The following is a 23017-nucleotide window of genomic DNA, read 5'->3' as shown; positions in this document are numbered from 1 at the left end:
TGTTTTTTTGTCTAAACTAAATTTGGTTATGGCTCATAAGGCGTCGCAAGGATCAACTAGGCTGGGTAGAGACAGCGAATCCAAAAGGCTGGGCGTTAAGCGCACTGACGGCCAGATAGTTAAGGCTGGAGAAATTATTATCCGCCAAAGAGGGACTAAATATAACCCGGGCGAGAACGTTGCTTTAGGTAAAGATTTTACCATTTTTGCTCTTAAACAGGGCCGGGTGAAGTTTTTTAAAAAAAAGAAAAGCAATTTTTACGGAAAAACTCGTCTAAAAACCTTTGTCAGCGTTATCCCCACGAACACAAAAAAAAGCAGCGCTTCTGCTGCTAAATAACCCTTTTGAAATTCGGCTCCTATTTGCTAATTTTAAGCTCTTTTTCTATTTCAGCCACCATTTTTTTAGTTTTTTCCACTGCATCGGGATTAACTGAAATTGAATCAATTTTTTCTTTAACTAAGAATCTAACATACTCCGGATACCGAGAAGGAGCCTGACCACAGATAGAAACTAAGCCTTTTTTGCGATGCGTTAAGCGAATAATTCTCCTAATTGCCCAGATTACAGCCGGGTCTCTCTCATCAAATTCAAAACTTAATCTTTCATTGTCTCTATCTAAACCTAAAAGCAACTGGGTGAGATCATTGGAGCCAATAGAAAAACCATCAATGCCAGTTTCCATAAATTTATCAGCTAAAATTACGGTAGAAGGAACCTCGCACATAGCCAAAACCTTAAAACTTTGGCTGCGTTTTAAACCTGCTTTTTTGAGCAAAAACAAAACTTTTTTCATCTCATCAACAGTGCGCACAAAAGGAATCATTAACCAAACATTTTTGTAGCGACGGCGAACCCTCTTTAAAGCTTCCAGCTCTAACCCAAAAAGATCCGGCTCTTGAATATAGCGCATTGCCCCTCGATACCCAAGCATTGGGTTAGATTCTGTTTTTTCATACTTCTCCCCCCCTTTTAAATTGCGATATTCATTGGTTTTAAAATCTGTCGCTCTATAAATCACTGGCCGGGGGTTAAAAGCTTGAGCAAAAACCCTGATTCCTTCAGTTAAACGCTTAACAAATTTCCCACTTTCCCCCTTTTCCCACATATAACGGGGGTGAACTCCAATTTCAGCAATCATAAACTCAGCCCGCAAAAGCCCGACCCCATCAACAGAAAGTTTAGCCACTTTTTTGGCAGCTGCCACTTCGCCCAAATTGACATAAATTTTAGTTTTTGTTTTAGGGAGTTTTTTGTGGCTTATTACCGAAACTTCTTTGTTAATTACAGCATCACCGGCATAAACCAACCCCCTTTCTCCATCAACAGTAACCAACTCATTGTTTTTAAGCACTTTTGTAGCTTTTTCTGTGCCCACCACACAAGCAATACCTAACTCCCGACTAACAATAGCGGCATGGGAGGTTGCTCCACCCTCATCAGTAATAATACCGGCAGCTTTTCTCATTGCTGGCACATAACTGGGATTAGTCATTTTTGCCACCAAAATATCCCCTTTCTTGACCTTATTCAGCTCTTTTGGTGAAGAGATAATAACCACTTTGCCAGAAACTTGGCCCGAGGAAGCACCCTGACCTTTAAGTAAAATATGTTTAGCCTTAACCTCCTTTTGTTTTTTCCCTCTTTCCAATGTGGTAACAGGACGAGCCTGAACAATGTAGAGTTTCTCCTTCTCCATTGCCCACTCAATATCCTGAGGCACACCATAATGTTTTTCAATCTTTTTTCCCAAGCGGGCTAACTGAATAATTAGTTCATTAGCAAGTTTTTGTTGATTCTGCAAAGAACAAGCTACTGGTACCCGCCTGTCCCCCAAACCCTGCTTTTTCAGCATCCAATTTTGCCGCGAAATATCTTTTTTACTGATAGTAAAAGAACGTTTTTTAACCCAATAACGATCAGGTCTAACTGCACCAGAAACAACTACTTCTCCTAAACCATAGGCTGCTTCAATATAAATTAGATCCTTTCTATTTGTTAGAGGATCAACAGTAAACATCACTCCTGAAACCTCAGATTGAATCATTCGCTGTACCACTACTGAGAGGCCAACCTTAAGATGATCAAAATTATTTACAAAGCGGTAGTAAATCGCCCTTGCCTCAAAAAGAGAAGCCCAACTCTTTTTAACAGCTTCAAGAAGCTTATCTTTTCCTTTAACATTCAAAAAGGTAGCTTGCTGACCAGCAAAAGATGCTTCTGGCAAATCCTCAGCTGAAGCTGAAGAACGTACGGCTACAAAACTATTGTCTATTTTTTCATAAGCTTTGATAATTTCTTCCTCAATTTTCTTGGGTAAAGGAGCATCTAAAATCGCTTCTTTGATAACAGCAGAAGCTTTGTGCAATAATTCACTATCTTCATAATTAAGAGCTGTCAGCTCTTCCTCAATAATTTCGTCAATTTTATACTGGCGAATAAAATCAAAGTAAGCTTTAGTGGAAAGACAAAAACCTTCAGGGACAGGAAAGTTGGCTCGACTCAATTCTCCTAAATTTGCCCCTTTGCCCCCAACCAAAGATATATCCCGACGAGAAATTTCCGGAAACCAAAAAATAATTTTGTTTCTCATACAATTTGAAGCTTCAAAAGATTAGTCCGCCCTCTTTTGCCAGCTGGATGACCAGCAACGATTATTATCTTATCTTTAGGTTTCACTAATTTTTTAGTTTTAACCAAATTAGTCGCTTGATAAATTAACTCATCAGTAGTATGAAACATTGGCAGAAGCAAAGGCGTAACTCCCCACACCAAACTAAGCTGTCTCCACACTGTTTCGTAAGGAGTAAGAGCCAAAATAGGAGTCTTTGGTCTATGCTTAGCAATCATTCTGGCAGTGTGGCCTGAATTAGTAACAGAGACAATATAACGGGCTTTTGCCTCCTGAGCCATTCGACAAGCTGCTTCACCCAAAACATCTACTTCAGAAATAAGCTTTTGGCCAATTGACCTGTTATTATCATAAGCCTCCTCAACCTCCTTAATCACTTTAACCATCTCTTTTAGAGCCTCCGCTGGATAATCGCCAATAGAAGTTTCTTCTGAAAGCATTACCGCGTCTGTCCCGTCTAAAATTGCATTGGCAACATCACTTACCTCTGCCCGCGTTGGCAAAGGTCTTTTAACCATTGACTCTAACATTTGCGTAGCTGTAATCACTGCTTTGCCGGCAGCAATCGCTTTTTTAATTAGCTCTTTTTGCACCAAGGGTACTTCCTCTCGCGGCATCTCAATACCAAGATCGCCTCTGGCAACCATAATTCCATCAACTACCTTTAAAATTCCCTCTATATTTTCAACTGCCTCTCGTTTTTCTATTTTAGCAATAATAAGAGGCCTAAAATTACTACGATGACCAAGGTATTTTTTGAACTGTCTAATATCATCAGCTTTGCGAACAAAAGATAAAGCCATGTAATCAACTCTGAGTTCTAAACCAAACAAAGCATCTTCCTTGTCCTTTTCAGTTAAAGAAGGGAAAGAAATTTTGGAATCAGGCAGATTAACTCCATTATGACTTCTAACTTTGCCTGCTCTTTCCACCTCACAAACCAAACTATGGTTTTTTTTCTTTTTTACCCGCAAAACCACTACTCCATCATTAACTAAAATGCGTTCTTTAGGCTTAATATCAGCAAATACTTCAGGATTATCTAAAACCAAATCATTGCCCGAACGACGCACACCCACTTTTAGAACCTCCCCTAAAGACAGAGTTTTTTCTTTTTTTAACTCTCCTAATCTTAATCGTGGACCCTGAAGATCCTGTAAAATAGCTACTGGTTGTTTTGTTTGCGAGCTTAGGGACCTAAAGTTTTGTGCCCACTCTTTAAACTCTTCTCTTTGACCATGAGAAAAATTAAACCGTGCTACTGAAAGCCCGGCCTCCACCATTTCTTTTTGCACCTCTAAATCTCCAGAGGCAGGACCAATTGTGGCAACAATTTTAACCTTCATCTAAACCTCCTCGATCAAACGAGAAGAAAAGGGACGAGATACAAACTCCAATCCTGAAAGATTAAGTTTTTGACCGCGCCAAACTGAACTTAAACCATAACCTAGCCAAAATATTACCCCTAAAAATCCTATTATAGAAAGAAAGGATAAAATAGGCACTAACCATAAAGATACAAACAGCCAAATAACCAAAAGACTGAAAAAAGAAAATAAACTCAAACCCTGAACAGCATGGAACTTCTCAAAAGAAGTTGATCTCTTCAAAAAACAAATAATACCCAAACCACCAAGATAATAAAGGGAAGCGTATATTTTTTCTTTAATCTCTTTGTTCATAAATCCTCCATTAGTTCGTAAATTATTTCTCTGCTAAAACCCCGGCCAGAGAAAAAACGCAGCATTTTTGCCTTTTCTTTGATATTTTTAAGCCGCTTCTTGGGGCTGTATTTTTTAAACAACGCTCTTGCTTTTTTTCTCTCTTCTTCTTTAGTATAGCTCTTTAACAAAACTTCCTCAACAAGTTTTTCATTCAACCCCCTGTTCTTAAGCTGGCGGGCAATATAAAAAGGGCCAAAAAGCCGCTGTTTTTGATAGTCAACAAACTTTAAACCAAAACTATAATCATTAAGAAGATTTAAATGCTTAAGCCATTTGATAATTTGGGGTAAAAACTTTTCCTGCCGCAATCTAAAAACATAGTTTTTAATTTCAAACTCGCTTCTGTCCCTAAGGCTCAAAAAGTAAATCACTCTTTCTTTGAGCAAAGAAAGAATAAGCTCTTTTATCTTTTCAGCCCCAACCCCTTGTTTAAAATAAGGAGAAAGCTTTTTAAAAAAATACGGTGTTAGCCAAAACTTTTCTCTACCCCCTTGAACCAACCAAAAACGCCCTCTCTTCTTAACAGACCATTTCATTTTTCCATTTTTGCCACTATTTCTTTCCTGATACGCTGAGCCAAACGCTTATCTTCCTTTAATAATGCCAACGTTTTTTCACGACCAACGCCTAATTTTTGTTTGCCGAAATAATAAGTATTTCCCTTGCGCGAAAGAACTCCTGTTTCCTCGCCTACATCTAAAATTTCACTTACTTTATCAACACCCTGACCGTAACGAATATCAAACTCAGCGGTTTTAAAAGGAGGAGCCACTTTGTTTTTAACCACCTTAACCCTTATACGATTACCAATAATCTCATTTCCTTTTTTAATCTGACCAATACGTCTAATTTCTAAACGAACTGAAGAGTAAAATTTTAAAGCCAAACCACCCGGAGTTGTCTCAGGATTGCCAAACAAAACCCCGACCTTCATTCTAATCTGGTTAATAAAGATAACCATAGTCTTTGATTTGGAAATAGCTCCAGCTAATTTGCGCAAAGCCTGACTCATAAGCCGCGCCTGAAGACCGATTTGCGACTCACCCATCTCACCCTCAATTTCTGCCCGAGGCACTAAAGCAGCTACAGAATCAACCACAATGACATCTAAAGCATTGGAACGCACTAATGTTTCAGCAATCTCCAAGGCCTGCTCACCAGTATCAGGCTGAGAAACTAAAAGATCTTCAAGGTTAATGCCTATACGCTTGGCGTACTCTGGATCAAAAGCATGTTCAGCATCAATAAAAGCAGCTAAACCTCCTTTTCTTTGGGCTTCAGCAATTACATGCAAAGCTAAAGTTGTTTTTCCTGAAGACTCAGGGCCATAAATCTCGACAATTCTTCCTCGCGGCAAACCCCCAACTCCCAAAGCCCAATCCAAAGAAAGAGAACCGGTGGGTATAGTGGCTACATCCAACGCCTCTTTGGCGCCCAAAGGCATAATTGCGCCTTTGCCAAAGTTGCGCTCAATTTGTTCTAAAGCCATCTTAATCGCTTCCTTGCGTTTGTCTCGCATAGTTAAAAATTATGTTTTTCTAACTTTAATTTTAGAGCAGAGCCAAGTAGCTCGTCAAACTAAAGACGCCAAATAACAATTTCCTTTTTGGTTTTCTTCCCTAAATTATCTTGAGCCTCAAGAACAAAGCGATTTTGCCCCGGTTTAAGAACTACCTCTTTCTCAAATACACCCGAATCAAGCTCTATCAGCTCACCATTTAAAGTTAAAGATGACTCCTTGTCAGCTACCCCTCTAATAGTAAATAAAACTTCCTTAGTGCTTATCTCCTCTTGCTCGGGAGCAACAATATTTAGGTAGGGACCTTGAGTAAAACCTACTACTTCATATGCCAAAAAAGAACTCAAAAGCAAAATCGCCAAGCCACCTAAAATAAAATAACGTAAACGCTGGCGGAAAAAGCCAAGAACTGAAAAACGTACTTCCTCAGGAGGATTAACTATGCCAGAATCTTTCTGTCTGGCACCAATCTCCTGCTGATACCATACCATTATTTCCTCAGTGTTAAGTCCCAAAAAATCAGCATACCGCTTAACAAAATAAGAACCATAAGGTTCTGGAGGCAAAAGCTTAAATTGATTAGTCTCGAGATAGTAAAGATAGTGCCTGCGCACCATTGTTTTTTGAGCCGCCTCCTTGAGAGTTATCCCCTTTTTTAGACGTCTGCTCCGCAAGGTCCGACCCAAACTCTTGGGTGTCTCAATTGTGCGGCGAGAAAATTTTGCTTCCATAATACCTATTTAAAACAAACCTTTTTCTTTCATATCTTGAAAGGTTTGCTCATCAATTAAAACTTGACGCGAACGAGAACCTTCTTGGGGACTAACAACTCCTTTTTCTTCCAGCAGATCAATTAAACGAGCGGCGCGAGCATAACCTATACGCAACCGCCTTTGTAACAATGAAGCTGAAGCTCTGCGCTCCTGCAAAACCACTTCAATCGCCTGCTCCAACAATTCATCTCCATCACTACCTAAACCAACACTTTGAGGCTTGGCAGAAGTAATTTCTTCTTGATAGTGAGGCGATCCTTTTTCTTTGAGGTAATTAGTTATTCTGCGTACTTCTTCTTCTGTAACCATTGGACCCTGAAGCCTCTTTGGTTTAGGCGAATCAGCGCTAAGATAAAGCATATCTCCCCGACCCAAAAGTTTCTCCGCCCCTCCTTGATCCAAAATTGTGCGGGAATCAATTTGGGAAGCGACTTGAAAAGCAATACGGTGAGTAATATTGGCTTTAATTAAACCAGTAATAACATCTGTACTCGGACGCTGAGTAGCTAAAATCAAATGAATTCCTGTAGCCCGAGCCATCTGGGTCAAACGCACAATTGAAGCTTCTACCTCGCGTCTGGCCTGAACCATCAAATCAGCCAGCTCATCAATAATAATTACAATATAAGGCAAACGTTCATCAGGTTTGGCAGAACGATTAAACTCTAAAATATTCCGCTTGCCTTTTTCTTGTAAAAGAACATAGCGTCTGTCCATCTCTTCTGTGGCCCATCTAAAAGCACTAATGGTTTTATCAACTTCAGAAATAACTGGGGTCAAGAGATGGGGAATATCATTATAAAGAGTAAATTCCACCCGTTTAGGATCAACCAGAATCAATCTAAAAGTTTTGGGTGAATTACGAAAAAGAAAAGTAGTCAAAATACTATTTAAGCATACACTCTTACCTGTGCCAGTAGCTCCAGCCACCAAAAGATGAGGCATACGCGTAAGCTCAGTTATAAAAGGCTTGCCAGCCACATTTCTGCCCAAAGGAAAAGCTAGGGGAGATTTTTGCTGAGCAAACTCTTTGGATTGTAATAATCTGCGCAACCTGACAATTGCCTGCTCTTGATTAGGCACTTCCACGCCGACAGCTGATTTGCCAGGGATAGGAGCCTCAATACGAATAGGATGAGCAGCCAAAGCATAAGCGATTTCATCAGCCCGGGAAACAATTTGACTCAACTTGACCCCAGTCTTAGGCTTTAGGGTAAACTGGGTCACAGTTGGGCCCACACTAATCTCCCCCATTTCCACCTCAATATCATAATCAGCCAAAGTTTTTTTAATAATCTCAGCTCTTTTTTCAACTGAACCGCCATCAGGTTTCTTTTCTTCAACATCCAAAAGATCAATAGGAGGAAAGTTCCAATCTTTGTCTACTACTGCAATACTGTATTTGCCTTCTTTATCTCCCTCTGTCTCGGTCTGCTTTTTGGCAAAAGGAAAAAGAGTAAGGCCTCTTTTTTGAAAAGGGGAAGAAGCCACCACAGGTTCCTCTGTTTTCTTCTTTTCTCTTTCAGTCTTTGTTACAGGCTTAAATTTTGAAACCAGAGAACTCAAAGAAAAGTTAAAACTCAAAATCAGCCCAGCCAAAAACCAAAGAACCAAAAGGAAAAAACTAAACCAAAAAGAAAAAAGCTTAAAAAACACAAAAGCCAGAACTCCCCCAACAGTCCCTCCTAATCCTTGCCAATTAATAACAGCTTTCTCCATACCTAAAAGAGAAAGCAAAGAAGCTGCGGAAAGAAATATAAATAGCTCGCCCAAGAGGATATTTAAAGAAACCTCTTTTTTGCGCAATAGCATATAAATAAGAGGGAGCAGCAAAAAAGGCAACAACCAAGCAGCCCAGCCGCCCAAAAAGAAAAGGATTTGATTAAAGTAATAGCCAACTATACCAGCTTTATTCAAAAGAGAAAACAAAAAGAAAAGAGCTAAAGCCAAAAGAATAATCCCAAAAAGTTCTCTTTGGGACTCGAGAGACTTTATTTCTTTTTCTTCACTCTTCTTCCTTCTCTTTCTTGCCACCTGCTTATTATAGCTTTTTTGTTATTTTAACTCAAACCAAACTTTTAAAAATCTAAACTTCAATAATCACTGGCAGAACCAAAGGACGGCGCTTAGTTTTTTGAAACAAAAACTCACCTATTCTGTCCCTTAGTTCGTTTTTGACATGGCTCCAATCTCCACGATGTTTTTGGCTGTACTTTTGCATAATACTTCGCACCCTGCCTCTAGCTTCTTGAATTAATTTTTCGTGAGCGCGCATATAAACAAAACCGCGAGAAATAATATCTGGACTGCTGACTAATTCTTTAGTGCGGTTATTAACAATACAAACTACCATAAAAACTCCTTCCTTACTCATTGCCTGCCTATCCCTCAAAACAACATCACCCACATCGCCAACTCCCAATCCGTCCACAAGCACATATCCAGAAGGAACCACCTCCTTCCGCAATCTCGCATTTTGGTTTTTATCAATTTCTAAAACCCGACCATCTTCTAAAGCAAAAGCAGCATTGGGGCTATGACCCATATCTTGAACCAAACGGCAATGCAAAATCAGATGCCTATCTTCACCATGTACAGGTATAAAATACTTGGGCTTAACTATCTCATAAAAAATCTTCAACTCTTCCTGGGCAGCATGTCCAGAAACATGGATATCCAGTTCGCGACCATAAATAACCTTTGCTCCTCGCCGAAAAAGATTATTAATTGTTCTGTTAATCGCTGTTTCATTGCCGGGTATGGGGGAAGCAGAAATTACTACTGTATCACCGGGTTTAATCTTAATATGGGGGTGATCATCAGAAGCCATACGCACTAAAGCAGAATACATTTCCCCTTGAGAACCAGTACACATAATTGTTACCTGATCATCACGAAGTTGTTTTAATTGATGAGCGTCAATTAAAAGATCTTTTGGAGCTTTAAGATAGCCAAGTTTTAAAGCTACCTTTACGTTGCCAATCAAACTTCTTCCAGAGAGAAAAACATGGCGATTAAAACGCTTGGAGGCGTCAAATACCTGCTGGATACGATTAATTAGGGAGGCAAAACTGGAAACAATAACCCTTCCTTCTGCCTGACTAAAGATATTGAAAAAGTTCTCACCCACAGTTTTTTCACTCAAGGTGTAGCCCGGAACTTCCACGTTTGTGCTATCTGAAAATAAAGCTAAAACATTCTTTTTGCCCAATTCAGCCAATTTGGCCAAATTAATAGGTGAACCAGACACAGGAGTAAAATCAAATTTGAAATCACCAGAATGGATTAGCAGACCTACCGGAGTATCAATGGCCAAACCTAAAGTGTCGGGGATAGAGTGATTAACTTCAAAAGGATCAACCTCAAAAACTCCTAATTTTATCTTTTGACCCGGTTTAACAACTTCGATCCGGGGTGCCTGCAAACTGAACTCGCTCAACTTAACCTCAATTAAACCTTTGGTTAAAGGAGCAGTATAGATCACTGGGTTTCCCAAACGAGGCAAAACATAGGGTAAAGCTCCTATATGATCTTCATGCCCATGGGTAATAATAATACCGCGGATATTCTTTTTTTTGTCATCAAGATAACGGGTGTTGGGAATAATAAAATCTATACCCAACATTTCCTCCGGAGGAAACATAATACCGGCATCAATAATAATAATGTCATTGCCATACTCTAAAACCAACATATTGCGGCCAATCTCTCCTAAGCCGCCCAAAGGAATAATGCGCAATACGTCCATTTCCTCAAAATTAAGAACTGTCTTTTGGTTGTTTTGCCCGTTTGGATGGTAATCCTGAATTTGACTCATAATAATTTTTAGTTTTAAATCACTCTTTAGTTAAATTAATAATTCGTTTTATTTTTTTAAAATCTTGGACCAACATCTTGTGGTATTCTCCCCTGTACAAAGCCACCGCCGGATGAAAAACAGGAAAAAGGATAAAACTAATTTCTTTATTTTTAAACCTCCACTTTACCCTCTTTGGCACTCCATGCACTTGACTGATTAAGCCTGAACTGAACCGAGACAAAGCGAACCGACCCAGAGTAATAACTAATTTTGGCTTAATTAAAAACAGCTGCCTTCGCAAAAAAGGAAAACAGGATTCTATCTCTTCTGGCAAAGGATCCCGATTGTGCGGCGGCCGACATTTAACTACATTAGTGATAAAAACATCATTGCGGGAAAGACCTGCTAGCCCCAACATTTTGTCTAAAACCCTGCCAGCTGAACCCACAAAAGGACGACCCTGTAAATCTTCATTTTTGCCAGGGGCTTCACCAATAAGAACAACCTTTTTCTCAAAACCTCCTTCACCAAAAACAACTTTGGTTCTTGTTTTGTAAAGACCGCATTGCTGACAAACAGAAACCTCTTTTTTCAACTTATCCCAAGAGCGAGTCATTGTTAGCTAAAAGGCAAACCTTTTTTTAAATTAGAAGGCAAAGCCTTAACAGAAAGATTTATCCGACCTAATTCGTCAATTTTTATTACCTTAACTGGAATTATATCACCAACCTTAACTAAATTGCGGATATTGTCAATGCGCTTTTCAGAAAATTCAGAAATATGCACTAAACCCTCTTGACCGGGTAAAATTTCAACAAAAGCACCAAAATCTACTATCCGAGTTATCTTGCCTTTAAATATCTCGCCCACCTTAATTTCGCGAGTTAGATTCTCTACCCACTCTCTTGCCTGTTTGATATTGCCTTTGTCTGATTCAGAAGAGATATAGACTGTACCGTCTGGTTCAATATCAATCTCAACACCAGTCTGGGCAATAATCTCTCTTATAGTCTTTCCGCCTGGACCAATTACATCTCTAATTTTTTCAGCATCAATCTTTAACACCTCAATTCTTGGTGCCAAAGGAGAAACTTGTTTACGATAATGGGGAAGAACCTTTGCCATTTCTTCAAGAATGTACAAGCGAGCCTTTTTGGCACGGACAAATACCTCTTCTATTATCTCAAAGCTAATACCTGAAATTTTAACATCAAGCTGAATAGCAGTAATTCCTTTTTTGGTGCCAGCTACTTTAAAATCCATATCTCCGGAGAAATCTTCTACCCCCTGAATATCGGTCAGTACTTTATAGTTTGTAATCTTGCCATCTTTTTCTTCAGTAACTAAACCCATAGCAATTCCAGCAACAGGACTTTTGATTGGCACACCAGCATCCATTAAAGAAAGAGTGGAAGCGCAAGTTGCCGCCATAGAAGTTGAGCCATTAGAAGAAAGCACTTCAGAAACAACACGAATAGTGTAAGGAAAAAAGGTTTTGTCAGGAATAATATTTTGCAAAGCCTTTTCTGCCAAAGCACCGTGACCAATCTCTCTGCGCGAAGGAGAACCCAATGGCCGAATATCTCCAGTAGAATAAGGGGGGAAGTTATAGTGGTGCATAAAGCGTTTGGATCTCTCTTCTTCCATTGTTTCCACCAACTGCTCTTTAGCTGGAGAATCTAAGGTAGTAATGCTAAGAACCTGTGTTTCCCCACGAGAAAAAAGAGCACTGCCGTGAGTACGCGGCAAAACGCCCACCTCAATATTAAGTGGTCTAATCTCATCTAATTTTCTTCCGTCAGGGCGGAATCCCTTCTCAATAATTAGGCGGCGGGTTTCTTTTTTGATAAGATCATTAAAAGCATTTTGAATCTCTATCTGTTTATAATCCCCTTCAAACTCTTTAAGGACTCTTTCCTCAAACCGGTTAAGCTCTTCTTGACGTTTTTCTTCGTTTTTAAGCTGGAGTGTTTTTTTAATTTTACTACCCAACAAACTAGAAAGTTTAACATGGATATCAGATTCAGATATTAATAACTCGGCTTTCTTAATATCTAAATTAGCTAAAAATTCCTCTTGAACCTTTATGGCAAATTGAAGTTGCTTATGAGCCCAACGCAGTACCTCCAGCATCCTTTTTTCTGAAATCTCTTTAGCCCAACCCTCAACCATTAAAATTCTTTCCCGGTTTCCTACCACTTTAAGATCAAGCTCTAATCCCTCTATCTCATCAGAAGGATTCAATATTATTTCATTATTCTTCATCCCTACTCTGACTGCCCCTACTGGACCTTGAAAAGGAGCTTGGGAGATTGAAAGAGCCAAAGAAGTACCAATTATAGAAGGTATTTCCGGCGGGCATTGGGGGTCATAAGAAAGAACAGTAACCACTACCTGGACATCATTGCGATAGTATTTAGGGAAAAGAGGCCTAATAGGCCTGTCAATCAAACGGGCGTTTAAAACTGCTTCCTCAGAAGGCCGACCTTCTCTTTTAATAAAACGACTCCCTGAGATCTTTCCTGAAGCATAGTATTTTTCTTCATAATCTATAAGTAAAGGAAAAAAGTCAGCTTCTTCACGCGGCTCTTTGCTGACCACTACTGTGCAAAGCACAGTGGTTTTGCCAAAATCTATCCGCACTGCTGAATCAGCAAAATGAGCCAATTTGCCTGTTTCCAGTTTTAGAGTTTTACCCTTCCAGTCAAACTCTTTAGAGTACGTTTTTTGCTTCATATAAAACTTTAAGCCTTAAGGCCCAGATCTTTAACAACCTTTTTATAAACATTAGTTTCGAATTTAGAAAGATAAGCCAAAAGCCTTCTTCTTTTGGCTAAAAACTTAAGCAAACTTAAACGCCCGTCAATATCATGAGGATGTTTTTTAAGGTGTTGTGACAAATCCTGAATTTTTTCTGAAATAACAATTATCTGTACTACTGGGGAACCAGTATCTTCTTTGTTTCTCTGATACTTCTTTTTTAATCTCTCGAAAATGGTCTGGGGCATAAGTTAAAAATTAAATTAGCAGAGTTTTTAGTATAATAAACCTAAATGATCAAGTCAAAACTCACTTTAGCTTTCTTAATACCTTTGATAGTTATCTTTTTTCTTAAATCTCAAATAGTTAACGCTCAAAACCTTTCTGGAGTTTTTTCAATCATAAATAAAGTCAAGATAGAAGTCAAGATTAAAGATAATTTTGAAACAGAAACAAAAGTTGAGATTTCTGAAGTACCAGGTAATTTACCAGCGTTAAGCTGGTCTATACCCAAAGATGCCTTTAATGTCTCGGTAAACACCGCTCAAGGAAAAACCAAGTTTAACCTAATTCATCAAAAAGACCGCCTAATAGTTTTATTTCCCAATCTCCCTAATTTATCTTTAAGTTATAAAACCAGACTCACCTCTCAAAAAGATAAAGAAAAGTTCTGGGAAATATTTGTTCCCCTCACTAAAGAACCCCACACCTATATTCCCACCCTTGATCTTTCTATTATTTTGCCCCAGCAAGCTACAATCAAAAAACCCCGTCTCTACCTTATTCATGGCGGCTCTATACACTCTCAAAAGACAACCAAAAACACCTACCAAGCCCAGGCTTCACTTGAACCCTATTCTTCTCTTTCTTGGGAAGCAAAAAGCGATTTTGATTTCCATCTTCCTTTTACCCAAACACTTGTCAATACTATTCAGGAGTACCTTTATCTTTACACAGCCCTCTTGTTAATCTTTTTATTGGGAACAGCAATCTTTTTTTGGAGACACTACTTCTATCCCTCTTCCTCTTATGGCACCTCAATACCCCAATCTTTTTTAGCCAACAGCTATCTTTATTATAAACGCCTTACCCCAGAAGCTATTGCCGCCACCTTAGCTGACTGGGCCCAAAAAAATCTTGTTATTTTCATAGAAAGAGAAGGCAAAATCATTATTGGCAAAAACAAAAGCGACCCTTCGCTGACTTATCCAGAAAAAATTCTTTGGGATTTCCTCTTTGCTAACCAAAATAGAGTTAATCTTGAAAAGATAGAAAAACAAGCAGAGAAAGAAATAATCCCCCATTCTCTTTTGCGACTTAAGGACCTTCTTTTATTAGAAATGCAAAACCAAGGATATCTTAAACAGGCAAAAATAGGTTTTCTGGATACCAGAACAATTCTTGCAATTCTTGGTCTTGCTTCTCTTATTCTTTTGGCTATCTCTGCCTGGATTAGCAACTTACCGTGGTTAGTTCTTCCAGCCATTGTTGCTAATCTTGTTTTTGTATTTTTGGGAGAACGCATTCCGGTTCTAACCTTTTTTACCAGACTGGGAAAGGCTGGACGACACCAACTACAAAAGAAGCAAAAAGAAATATTAAAACAACAACCTAGTTGGCAGTCTCTATACAAAACACTTCCTTGGTTTATTTTTTTCCAAGAAGAAAAAAAACTCATTGAGCTTTTGAAAGTAGCACCACCCCGAAACCCTCCTTTTTTAATCAGTCTTAACACTTTGGAGCTACCCTATCAGAAAGTTGAAAAAGTTATTAAAGCATCACTAAAGTTAGGGGAGTTTATTAACTCAGTCAGCCGCTTATGAACAAAAAGACAATTATCATCTGGGGTATTATCAAGAGAATAAGTATAGGTTTCAGCTTTTTAGCTTTTGTTTATTTTTTTGTGGGAGCACCAATGGCAATTAGCGGTCAAAGTATGTATCCAAATCTTGAAAACAATGAATTCGCTTGGATAGACAGAACAAGCTATTTTTTCCAAAATCCCAAAAGGGGAGAAGTGGTAGTTTTCCGCTTTCCCGGCACCCGACAGGATTTATACGTTAAAAGAGTTATTGGTCTACCCGGAGAAACAATAGAAATAAAAGAAAATAAAATCTACATCAATAATCAACTTTTAGGTGAATCTTATTACCAAGGCGAGATTCCCAGCTTTGGTTTTCAAAAGATCAAACTAGGGAAAGACGAATACTTTGTCTTAGGAGATAATCGGCCAGCAAGCAATGATTCACGCATCTGGGGACCTCTGCCTAAAAAATTTATTATTGGCAAACTCTCTTTTGTTTTCTGGCCACTAAATAGACGCCGTTTTACCTGGGTCCCGCTTTATAATTTAAAATAAGCTTTTGCTTAATTTCTCTGCTGCTTTTTCAAAAGGCACTTTGAGTTGAGCACGGAATAAAGGGGGCTTTTTAAAAATCCAATCTGCCTCTAAACAAATAAACTTTTGAGGGTCGTCTTGAGAATATACCCAAAGCTCAGTTTGTCCTGAGTTTTTTACCACTAAAAAAACCTCGTCTATCTCTGCTGTTTTGTTTCGGATTTCTCTTAAAATATGTTTCTGGTGCTTCTCCCACAAGGCAACCTCATCTTTGTTCTTAATTCTTAAAGAACCCACAAAACGTTTATTCTGACAATTTCCTTTTTGCCAAATTCGAGCTACAAGAGAGAAAAAATCTGCTGGCCACCTCTTTTCAAAACTTTCTTCCACCTTTTCTTTTTCCGCCCCCCAGGAAATCAGCTGAGCAGCAACAGAAAAAGTTTTGGCTGGAATCTTTCCCTTTAAACCTTTGGTTGCCCAATACAAAGAAAAATAAAGCAAGGTGGCAATATCAGGACTATGAATAGTCTTTTTGGTTGCTGACTCTAAAGACTCAATTAAAGCCACCATCATTTCAGCCATAGAAACGCTTTTTTTATCAACCCAATTAAGGGCAGCAAAAAAGTCATTGTCTTGATGATAGTCCAAGTTAACCACTAATTTTTCTTTAAACTTTTCAATCTCTTTAAAAGCGCAGGAACGCGGTGAAGCCACAAAAAACAAACAGTTAATATCTGGTTTGCTATAAGCAAAAGAAACATCTTGAGGAGTGAACTGCCCCTCTAAAGGAACAAGTTCCAGCTTTAGTCTTTTATCCTTTCTCTCCCAAACAATTTTTCTTAATCTGGCTTTTTTTTCTGCCAGCCAAACAACTAAATTTTCACTAACAATCTCTGTTTTGAGTTCCTGGTAATAAGGCAAAAAATCTATCTTTTTATTAGGTAACTCTGGCACAAAAAGGATATAGCGTTTGCCTAATTGTTTTAAAATTTGCCCCAAAGCTAAAATAGAAGCCAGAGCGCTAATTCGTCCGCTTTCACAAGTGGAAATCAAAAAGTTGTCTTTCTCTTGCAAAATCTTTACTACCTCCTGTTTCGCCTCAATAGCCATATGCGCTTTTAATATATATTAAACATAATTTTTAATCAATAAAAATTAGGGGCAAATTTAAAAACCTTGATTTTTGTTTAATCTTTCTTTAAGATAGCTTTGTTCAAAAATAAATATCTCTGTGCCACAAACAAAATCAGCTAAAAAAGCTCTGAAAAAATCCCTACGCAATCGTAGACAAAACCTTTATTATTTGAAAAAAATTCGCCTCTTGAGGAAACAGATACGCCAAGCTTTAGCCAAGAAAAAGAAAAAAGATGCAACTGAAAGCTTAAAACTCTTTTACAAATACGTGGATAAAGCGGTCAAAGAAAAGGTTTTTCACCGCAACAAAGGATCCCGTCTTAAAAAAAGGATCAGTATCTGGCTGAATACTTCTTTGAATCAAAAGAAAAAAACCACCAAAAAACAAAACTCAAAATAACTTCCCAGTTATGTTTTTGGGAAGAAGACCCGGCAAAAAAGCCGGTTTTTAATTTTAGATCTGTCTCATAAAGTTGGCCCAAAATATCTTCTAATTGCTCTAAACTATAAAGACCTATTGTTTGTTTCAATTTCTGTTTAACAAAAGGATGGACAGTAAGAGGAACCCCGTTTTTGAATTGATAAAGACGAACAAATTCACTTGCCAGCAAATACCAAACCTGCAAAGGATCTGCTTCACTAAGCCTCAGTGATCTTATTTCTTGCAAAACCCGGACTAAAGATCCTTGGTGAAAAGCCTCTATCAAAGCAAAAACATTGCCCCAAGACCAACTTTTTAATAAGTACGACAAAGGCCGACCAATAAGCGCCTTTTGCGCTAATAATGTCCAAAGCAAAGAAAGGTTGCCGCCCAAAGAACTTACTGCTTCCTGAAACTCAGCATAACTTAAAGTTGCACCCATTTTGCCGGCAACCTTTTTCCAAAAAGAGTACCGACGACTCAAAACATCAACATTAAAAAGTTTGGCTTTTTGCTTAATAAAGCGAGGGCAAAAAAATTTCTTCTTTTCATTTTCAATAAAAATAAAATGATTGGAATCTAAACTATTTTTTAAGTTTTCTATTCTTTTTTTATTTTTCCGGCGCAATTGATTTTTAATAAAAACTACCTTTTTTGTCCCTTGAGCAAATAAGCCCTCTTGACGCAAATTAAAACCAGCCCAATCCTCTTCGCTTTCAACTATTACCCTGTCTGCTTTAAATCTTTCTGCCACTGAACGAGCCAACTCTGTGGTTAAAAATTCGTCTTCACCAAGAAAAATTAAAACAGACATAAAAAAATTATTTTTTCATCTTTCCCCAAGAAGAAGCTGAGTATATTTCAGCTTTTAGCGGCACTGAAAGCTTCACTATATCTTCCATTATTTCCTTAACCCATTGTTTGGCTTTTTTTTCATCAGCTTTGTCCACCTCAAAAACCAATTCATCATGCACTTGAAGGAGCATTTTTAAAGAGGGAAAACGGCGTTTATCTCGAAAAATTTTTATCATTGCTAACTTAATAATATCAGCAGCCGTACCCTGCACAGGCATATTTATAGCCGCTCTCTCAGCCGCTGCTCTTAAATCAGGTAAGCGCGAATTAATATCCTTCAAATAGCGCCGCCGCCCAAACAAAGTCTCAACATAACCTAATTTCTTTGCTTTTTTAATTGTTTTCTCTGTATAAGCCTTGACTTTAGGAAAAAAGATAAAATACTTTTTAATAAAGCGGCGAGCATACTGTTGAGACACACCTAAAGATTGTGCTAAACCATAAGGACTCATACCATAGATAACACCAAAATTAACTGTTTTGGCTACCCGACGCATTTCTGAAGTTACCTTTTTTGCAGGCACTTTATAAATTAAAGAGGCTGTGGCGGTATGGATATCCTCATCTGCTAAAAAGGCTTTAATCATATTAGGATCTTTGGACAAATGAGCAACAATGCGCAATTCAATTTGGGAATAATCAGCCCCAACCAAAACCTTACCTTTGTCAGCCACAAAAGCCTCTCTAATCAAACATCCTAATTTTGTCCGCACAGGTATATTTTGCAAATTCGGCTCAGAAGAACTTAATCTGCCGGTAGCAGTAACTGTCTGGTTAAAATTGGTATGAAGTCTTTGGGAAGAATCAACCATTTTAGGTAAAGCTTCTAAATAAGTATTTTTAAGTTTAGCTAATTCGCGATAACGCAAAATCAAATCAATGACCTTATGCTCTCCTTTCATTTTTTCAAGCTCAGAAGCAGCGGTAGAAAGCCCTGTTTTTGTTTTCTTGATTCTCGTGCTATCCAACCTGAGACGCTGAAACAAAATTTCCCGAAGCTGTAAAGGGGAATTAAGGTTAAAACGTTGTCCAACTAAATGAAAAACCTCTTTTTTAATTTTTTCAATCTGATTATCAACTTTTCTCTCCAACTTTTTTAGAAAACCAACATCTATTTTAATGCCCCATTCTTCCATTAAAGCTAAAACCTCAACCAAAGGCATCTCTATTTTTTGAAAAACAAACTTTAAATTTAAATTCTTAATTTTTGGGTATAGTTTGCGATAAAGGGTAAAAGTTGCCCAGCTGTCTTCAGCGGAATAGGCAGCGATTTTGCTAAGAGGAAGTTGACGCAGATCAAACTTCTTGCCCTTAGCAAAAAACTCTTCCTTATTAATTTTTTGATACCCGAGCTCCACAAAACTAAGTCTATCTAAGCTATGGTTTCTTGTCTCCGGATCCAAAAGCCACGAAGCAATCATAGTGTCAAAAAAAAGAGGCTTAGCTACAATCCCATAACGTCTTAAAATCTTATAATCATACTTAAGATTGTGACCGATTTTAGGTATCTTAAGAGCAAAAATCTTTTTCAGCCAATAAAAAACCTTCTTTTTATTTTTAAATTTAAAATCAGAAAAATCAGCTAAAGGTAAAAAGTAAGCTCTGTCTTTAGAAAAACAAAAAGAAATACCTACCAAATCCCTGTCTAAAGATGATGTCTCCACATCAAAAACAAACCTTTTTTGTTTTTTAAGCTTTTGATAAAAATTCTTAAGAGAAGATGGTTCTAAAACAACCAATTCCCACTCTTTTTCACTCTCAGGACTCTTTTCCCCAAACAAGGAAGGTTGTTCTTTGAAATGAGGTATCTTGTTTAGTAAGGACTTGAACTCCATTTTTTGGAACCAGCGAAAAACTCTTTCCTGACTAAACCCCTTAAAAGCAAAATCTTTTAAACCAAAATCAATTTTTAAGTTGTCTTGAGACAGAGTCAGCTCCTTGCTTAAAAATGCCTCTTTTTTTTGTTCCTGAAGCAGTTTTAAAATTCTATCCTGAACATTCAGTGTGCCTTTTTGTAAATGTTTGTATATTTCCTCCAAAGAACCATACTTTTGTACCAACTCTTTAGCAGTCTTGTCTCCAATGCCTCTTACCCCCGGAATATTATCAGAAGGATCACCTCGCAAAGCCTTGTAGTCAGCCAACAGCTTGGGAGCAAAACCAAACCTCTCTCTTACTGCAGCCTCATCATAAACAGCAGTATCAGTGATCCCTTTACGTAGAGTCATCACCTTTACCCCTTTGCCCACTGCTTGCAAAGTGTCTAAATCTCCGGTAACAATAATCGCCTCTATCCAAGGATACTTCTCTTTAATCAAACGCACTAAAGAAGCGATTAAATCATCAGCCTCAAAACCCTTTTTTTCTAAAACCGGCACCCCAAAAACCTCCAAGCCCTCTTTAACTAAAGGAATCTGCTGCAAAAGATCCTCAGGGGTTTTGGGACGATGCGCTTTGTAAGCCTTAAACTTTTTATGTCTAAAAGTTAACTCTGGCCGATCAAAACAAACAGCAATATAATCTGGCTTAATCTCTTTTATAGCATTTAAAAAAATTAAAAAGAATCCATAAACCACATTGACTGATTCTCCTTTGGAAGTGGTCAGTTCTGGCAAAGCATGAAAAGCTCGATGAAGCAAAGCATGCCCATCAATTAAAATAAATTTTTTTCTTTTCATGAAAAATCTTTTTGCTGAGCCAAATGTTCTTTAATAAGCTGACGGGAAACTAAACGATCATCCCAAGGAATCATCCCTTTTTTGGTCTCTATATAGTTCTCCGGTCCCTTGCCAGCCACTAAAATAAGATCTCCTGCTTGTGCAAGTTCAATAGCCTTTTTAATAGCCTTTTTTCTGTCCACAATTTTAAACAAGTTTTTACCTTCCTGTTTATTTTTTACCCCTGAAGCAATCTGGTTAATAATATCTTCAGGTTTTTCTGAACGAGGATTCTCATTAGTAATAATAACAATGTCTGCTCTTTGCGCCACCTCGCCCATTAATGGGCGATTGCTGGGATCTCTTTCTCCGGGCATACCAAAAACAATAATTAAGCGCCCCTTAGCAGATTGACGCATTTCCTCCAAAACTAAAGCCAAAGCGTCAGGTGTGTGCACATAATCAACCACTAACCTAAAAGGCTGATTTTTTACCTTTATCTCCTCCATTCTTCCCGGCACATAGTCCAAATTTTCCAACCCTTTACGAATATCATTTCCTTTAATACCCAAACCATAAGCAACAGCTGAAGCAGCTAAAGCATTATAAAGATTAAACCTCCCCGGCAACTTGAGTTTGACTCTTAATTTTTCTAAAGGGGTAACCAAAAGAAAATCTACGCCGTCAGCCTGATATTTAACCCTATCAGCCCTGATGTCCCCTCGCAAAAGGCCAAAGGTAAGAAGCTTTTTTCCGTTTAGGCGAGATTTAAAGTAATTAAAGTTACGATCATCACGATTAAGAACTGCAAATCCTTCCGGCTTTATCATTGCCAGTATCTTGGCCTTAGCTCTAAAGTAATCAGCCAAAGAAATATGGAAATCCAAATGCTCACGGGAAACATAGGTAATTACCCCGCCTTCTAATTCAATCCCCAAAGCCCTATCTTGAGCCAAGCCATGTGAAGAAAGTTCTAAAACAACCCAATTAATTTTTTTCTGTTTGGCTTGCTTAAGAAACCGCTGCAATCTAAAGGCGTCAAAAGTTGTTAAATGAACCGGATTTACCTTTGGGGAATCATTTAAGTGATAATCAACTGTGGTCATTCTGGCAGTGCTCAAACCAGCTGCTTGCAAAATACTATCAAGGTAAAAACAGGTGGTAGTTTTCCCATTAGTCCCAGTAACCCCTATAATTTTCAAAGACTTTGCCGGATAACCAAAAATCAAATTAGCCACCCAAGCTTTAAGATGCCAATAAATCTTTTTCACTGCTTTCATATATCTATATCCTCCTGCCCCTGATTATTTTTTGCCAAAGATAAAACCAAAATTTTAGTTTGTTAACAACTAAAAAGTAGGTTCCCGGATAAGCAACAACAGGATCTTTGGGGGCAAAGCCACGTTTAAAACGAGTAAACCCATACCAAGGATGGTTAATCTCATTTTCCGGCGCCACTCCCCAAAGATCCAAAACCCGACAGCCCCTTTCTTTGGCTCTCTTTATTGCCTCCCACATTAAAGCATAAGGAGCCATTAAGTTGCGATACTTGTTGCTTGTAGCTCCATGCAAATAAGTAGATTCCTTGCCAAAAAAAACACAAAAAAACACACCCAAGACTTCATTCTGGTATTCAGCAACCAAAAGCTCTACCATATCTTCTTTTTTAAAAACCTTATAAAGCCTTTGGTAATACTCATCTGTATAAATACTAAAACCATCTCTTTTAGAAGTAATCTTTAAAAGACGCAGAAATTCCCTCAAGTCTTTATCCTTGCCTAATTTTACTCTTACTCCTTTACGTGTAGCCAAACGCACATTATAACGGGTTTTTTGTTTAAAAGAAGCCATTATCTCTTCCAGAGAAGGTTTTAAATCAACTTTTAGGGTATAAAGAGCCTGAATTGAACTCCGATAGTGTTTAAGGTTACAAGCAAAATCCAAAGACTCCTTTGGCTCAAACCTCACACAAAACGATTTCTCCTTAAGAGCAAGAGCAAATACCTTTTCTTTTATCTTCTCAAAAACTCTTTCTTTGTCTGCACTAAAAAAAACAGGACCATGAGGGATATAGAGAAAACTCCCCAAATAAGGCAACTCTTCCTTTATTACTTGAGCTAAAGCCAAAACCTTAGTAGAACCCTCAAAAGGAGATTCTGCTTTGGATGTAGTTTCTAAAACCACTAATCTAAAAACTTTTTTCCCCAAAGCCTTCTTAAACTCTCCCCAAGCAAACGACTGCAAAAACGATCCCTTTGAACCAGCAAGCAAGAGATCCCATTTTTTTCTCCATCTTTCGTCTACAAATTCCACCTTCATTTTGATTAAGCTTAAGGCAAAAACAAAGAGTCTTCAAGTTTAAAGATTGCTTTTTTCTTCTCTTTTCCTTATCTTAAAATCTTAA

Annotated in this window: 20 protein-coding genes; 4 read left to right on the top strand and 16 right to left on the bottom strand. The window is 38.1% G+C overall.

What is annotated here, in order from left to right; translation table 11 throughout:
* The first annotated feature begins 28 nt into the window (after positions 1–28).
* Positions 29–340 (top strand): 50S ribosomal protein L27, encoded by a 312-nt coding sequence (gene rpmA / locus J7K05_00685; protein ID MCD6194710.1) that lies wholly within the window; start codon positions 29–31, stop codon positions 338–340.
* A gap of 19 nt (positions 341–359) precedes the next feature.
* Here the strand turns inward: rpmA and ppsA are convergent, their stop codons facing one another.
* The 11 genes from ppsA to rpsO form a co-directional block, all read right to left on the bottom strand.
* The gene (gene ppsA, locus J7K05_00680; GenBank protein ID MCD6194709.1) at positions 360–2594 is read right to left on the bottom strand and encodes a phosphoenolpyruvate synthase; all 2235 of its coding nucleotides are present in this window, start codon (positions 2592–2594) and stop codon (positions 360–362) included.
* Positions 2591–3979, bottom strand: a complete 1389-nt coding sequence (gene pyk / locus J7K05_00675) for a pyruvate kinase (GenBank protein MCD6194708.1) — start codon at positions 3977–3979, stop codon at positions 2591–2593. Before pyk ends, ppsA begins: the two co-directional genes overlap by 4 nt.
* Complete coding sequence (locus J7K05_00670) at positions 3980–4315, bottom strand: hypothetical protein (protein MCD6194707.1); 336 nt, start codon at positions 4313–4315, stop codon at positions 3980–3982.
* A complete protein-coding gene (locus tag J7K05_00665; protein MCD6194706.1) occupies positions 4312–4893 on the bottom strand; it encodes a regulatory protein RecX in 582 nt (193 codons plus the stop codon). Before J7K05_00665 ends, J7K05_00670 begins: the two co-directional genes overlap by 4 nt.
* Positions 4890–5876: a recombinase RecA gene (gene recA, locus J7K05_00660; protein ID MCD6194705.1), complete on the bottom strand. Its 987-nt coding sequence runs from the start codon at positions 5874–5876 to the stop codon at positions 4890–4892. Before recA ends, J7K05_00665 begins: the two co-directional genes overlap by 4 nt.
* A gap of 59 nt (positions 5877–5935) precedes the next feature.
* Positions 5936–6607, bottom strand: coding sequence for a helix-turn-helix domain-containing protein (locus J7K05_00655; GenBank protein MCD6194704.1), 672 nt, complete (start codon positions 6605–6607; stop codon positions 5936–5938).
* A 9-nt stretch (positions 6608–6616) separates the two neighbouring features.
* Complete coding sequence (locus J7K05_00650; protein MCD6194703.1) at positions 6617–8683, bottom strand: DNA translocase FtsK; 2067 nt, start codon at positions 8681–8683, stop codon at positions 6617–6619.
* Between the two features lie 52 nt (positions 8684–8735).
* A complete protein-coding gene (locus J7K05_00645) occupies positions 8736–10397 on the bottom strand; it encodes a ribonuclease J (GenBank protein MCD6194702.1) in 1662 nt (553 codons plus the stop codon).
* An 88-nt stretch (positions 10398–10485) separates the two neighbouring features.
* Positions 10486–11064 (bottom strand): uracil-DNA glycosylase, encoded by a 579-nt coding sequence (locus J7K05_00640; GenBank protein MCD6194701.1) that lies wholly within the window; start codon positions 11062–11064, stop codon positions 10486–10488.
* Positions 11065–11066: 2 nt separating this feature from the next.
* Positions 11067–13184 (bottom strand): polyribonucleotide nucleotidyltransferase, encoded by a 2118-nt coding sequence (locus J7K05_00635; GenBank protein MCD6194700.1) that lies wholly within the window; start codon positions 13182–13184, stop codon positions 11067–11069.
* Between the two features lie 8 nt (positions 13185–13192).
* Positions 13193–13456: a 30S ribosomal protein S15 gene (rpsO, locus tag J7K05_00630; protein MCD6194699.1), complete on the bottom strand. Its 264-nt coding sequence runs from the start codon at positions 13454–13456 to the stop codon at positions 13193–13195.
* 45 nt (positions 13457–13501) lie between these two features.
* On the opposite strand from rpsO, the gene J7K05_00625 reads away from it, so the two are divergent.
* Together J7K05_00625 and lepB are read left to right on the top strand one after the other, a co-directional pair.
* Positions 13502–15031 (top strand): DUF2207 domain-containing protein, encoded by a 1530-nt coding sequence (locus J7K05_00625; GenBank protein MCD6194698.1) that lies wholly within the window; start codon positions 13502–13504, stop codon positions 15029–15031.
* Entirely contained in the window at positions 15028–15567 is a 540-nt protein-coding gene (gene lepB / locus J7K05_00620; protein MCD6194697.1) for a signal peptidase I, read from the top strand. The genes J7K05_00625 and lepB overlap by 4 nt, the downstream gene beginning before the upstream one ends.
* Here lepB and J7K05_00615 read toward each other — a convergent pair.
* Positions 15559–16656: a hypothetical protein gene (locus J7K05_00615; protein MCD6194696.1), complete on the bottom strand. Its 1098-nt coding sequence runs from the start codon at positions 16654–16656 to the stop codon at positions 15559–15561. The two genes, lepB and J7K05_00615, sit on opposite strands and share 9 nt — an antisense overlap.
* 121 nt (positions 16657–16777) lie before the next feature.
* On the opposite strand from J7K05_00615, the gene J7K05_00610 reads away from it, so the two are divergent.
* Positions 16778–17080, top strand: coding sequence for a 30S ribosomal protein S20 (locus tag J7K05_00610; GenBank protein ID MCD6194695.1), 303 nt, complete (start codon positions 16778–16780; stop codon positions 17078–17080).
* Here the strand turns inward: J7K05_00610 and J7K05_00605 are convergent.
* Genes J7K05_00605 through J7K05_00590 form a run of 4 tightly spaced genes read right to left on the bottom strand, consistent with a single transcriptional unit; the run spans position 17013 to position 22932 of the window.
* Positions 17013–17915, bottom strand: a complete 903-nt coding sequence (locus tag J7K05_00605) for a hypothetical protein (GenBank protein ID MCD6194694.1) — start codon at positions 17913–17915, stop codon at positions 17013–17015. The genes J7K05_00610 and J7K05_00605 overlap by 68 nt on opposite strands.
* 7 nt (positions 17916–17922) lie before the next feature.
* Positions 17923–20634, bottom strand: a complete 2712-nt coding sequence (polA, locus tag J7K05_00600; GenBank protein ID MCD6194693.1) for a DNA polymerase I — start codon at positions 20632–20634, stop codon at positions 17923–17925.
* On the bottom strand, positions 20631–21893 hold the full coding sequence (locus tag J7K05_00595) for a UDP-N-acetylmuramoyl-L-alanyl-D-glutamate--2,6-diaminopimelate ligase (protein ID MCD6194692.1): 1263 nt from the start codon (positions 21891–21893) through the stop codon (positions 20631–20633). Before J7K05_00595 ends, polA begins: the two co-directional genes overlap by 4 nt.
* 4 nt (positions 21894–21897) lie before the next feature.
* Positions 21898–22932: a peptidoglycan bridge formation glycyltransferase FemA/FemB family protein gene (locus J7K05_00590; GenBank protein MCD6194691.1), complete on the bottom strand. Its 1035-nt coding sequence runs from the start codon at positions 22930–22932 to the stop codon at positions 21898–21900.
* Positions 22933–23017 lie beyond the last annotated feature (85 nt).

Source organism: bacterium (genome assembly GCA_021157605.1).
In the GTDB taxonomy this organism is placed as follows: domain Bacteria; phylum Patescibacteriota; class UBA1384; order JAGGWG01; family JAGGWG01; genus JAGGWG01.
The sequence above is the reverse complement of the archived record's forward strand: the minus strand, read 5'-3'. Positions and strand labels throughout refer to the sequence as shown.

Bases quoted from the DNA above. Each gene is read 5' to 3' on its own strand.
- J7K05_00590 (MCD6194691.1), bottom strand. From the start codon at position 22,932: ATGAAGGTGGAATTTGTAGACGAAAGATGGAGAAAAAAATGGGATCTC.
- J7K05_00665 (MCD6194706.1), bottom strand. From the start codon at position 4,893: ATGAAATGGTCTGTTAAGAAGAGAGGGCGTTTTTGGTTGGTTCAAGGG.
- lepB (MCD6194697.1), top strand. From the start codon at position 15,028: ATGAACAAAAAGACAATTATCATCTGGGGTATTATCAAGAGAATAAGT.
- J7K05_00625 (MCD6194698.1), top strand. From the start codon at position 13,502: ATGATCAAGTCAAAACTCACTTTAGCTTTCTTAATACCTTTGATAGTT.
- J7K05_00595 (MCD6194692.1), bottom strand. From the start codon at position 21,893: ATGAAAGCAGTGAAAAAGATTTATTGGCATCTTAAAGCTTGGGTGGCT.
- pyk (MCD6194708.1), bottom strand. From the start codon at position 3,979: ATGAAGGTTAAAATTGTTGCCACAATTGGTCCTGCCTCTGGAGATTTA.
- J7K05_00655 (MCD6194704.1), bottom strand. From the start codon at position 6,607: ATGGAAGCAAAATTTTCTCGCCGCACAATTGAGACACCCAAGAGTTTG.
- rpsO (MCD6194699.1), bottom strand. From the start codon at position 13,456: ATGCCCCAGACCATTTTCGAGAGATTAAAAAAGAAGTATCAGAGAAAC.
- ppsA (MCD6194709.1), bottom strand. From the start codon at position 2,594: ATGAGAAACAAAATTATTTTTTGGTTTCCGGAAATTTCTCGTCGGGAT.
- rpmA (MCD6194710.1), top strand. From the start codon at position 29: ATGGCTCATAAGGCGTCGCAAGGATCAACTAGGCTGGGTAGAGACAGC.
- J7K05_00605 (MCD6194694.1), bottom strand. From the start codon at position 17,915: ATGTCTGTTTTAATTTTTCTTGGTGAAGACGAATTTTTAACCACAGAG.
- polA (MCD6194693.1), bottom strand. From the start codon at position 20,634: ATGAAAAGAAAAAAATTTATTTTAATTGATGGGCATGCTTTGCTTCAT.
- J7K05_00635 (MCD6194700.1), bottom strand. From the start codon at position 13,184: ATGAAGCAAAAAACGTACTCTAAAGAGTTTGACTGGAAGGGTAAAACT.
- recA (MCD6194705.1), bottom strand. From the start codon at position 5,876: ATGCGAGACAAACGCAAGGAAGCGATTAAGATGGCTTTAGAACAAATT.
- J7K05_00645 (MCD6194702.1), bottom strand. From the start codon at position 10,397: ATGGACGTATTGCGCATTATTCCTTTGGGCGGCTTAGGAGAGATTGGC.
- J7K05_00615 (MCD6194696.1), bottom strand. From the start codon at position 16,656: ATGGCTATTGAGGCGAAACAGGAGGTAGTAAAGATTTTGCAAGAGAAA.
- J7K05_00670 (MCD6194707.1), bottom strand. From the start codon at position 4,315: ATGAACAAAGAGATTAAAGAAAAAATATACGCTTCCCTTTATTATCTT.
- J7K05_00640 (MCD6194701.1), bottom strand. From the start codon at position 11,064: ATGACTCGCTCTTGGGATAAGTTGAAAAAAGAGGTTTCTGTTTGTCAG.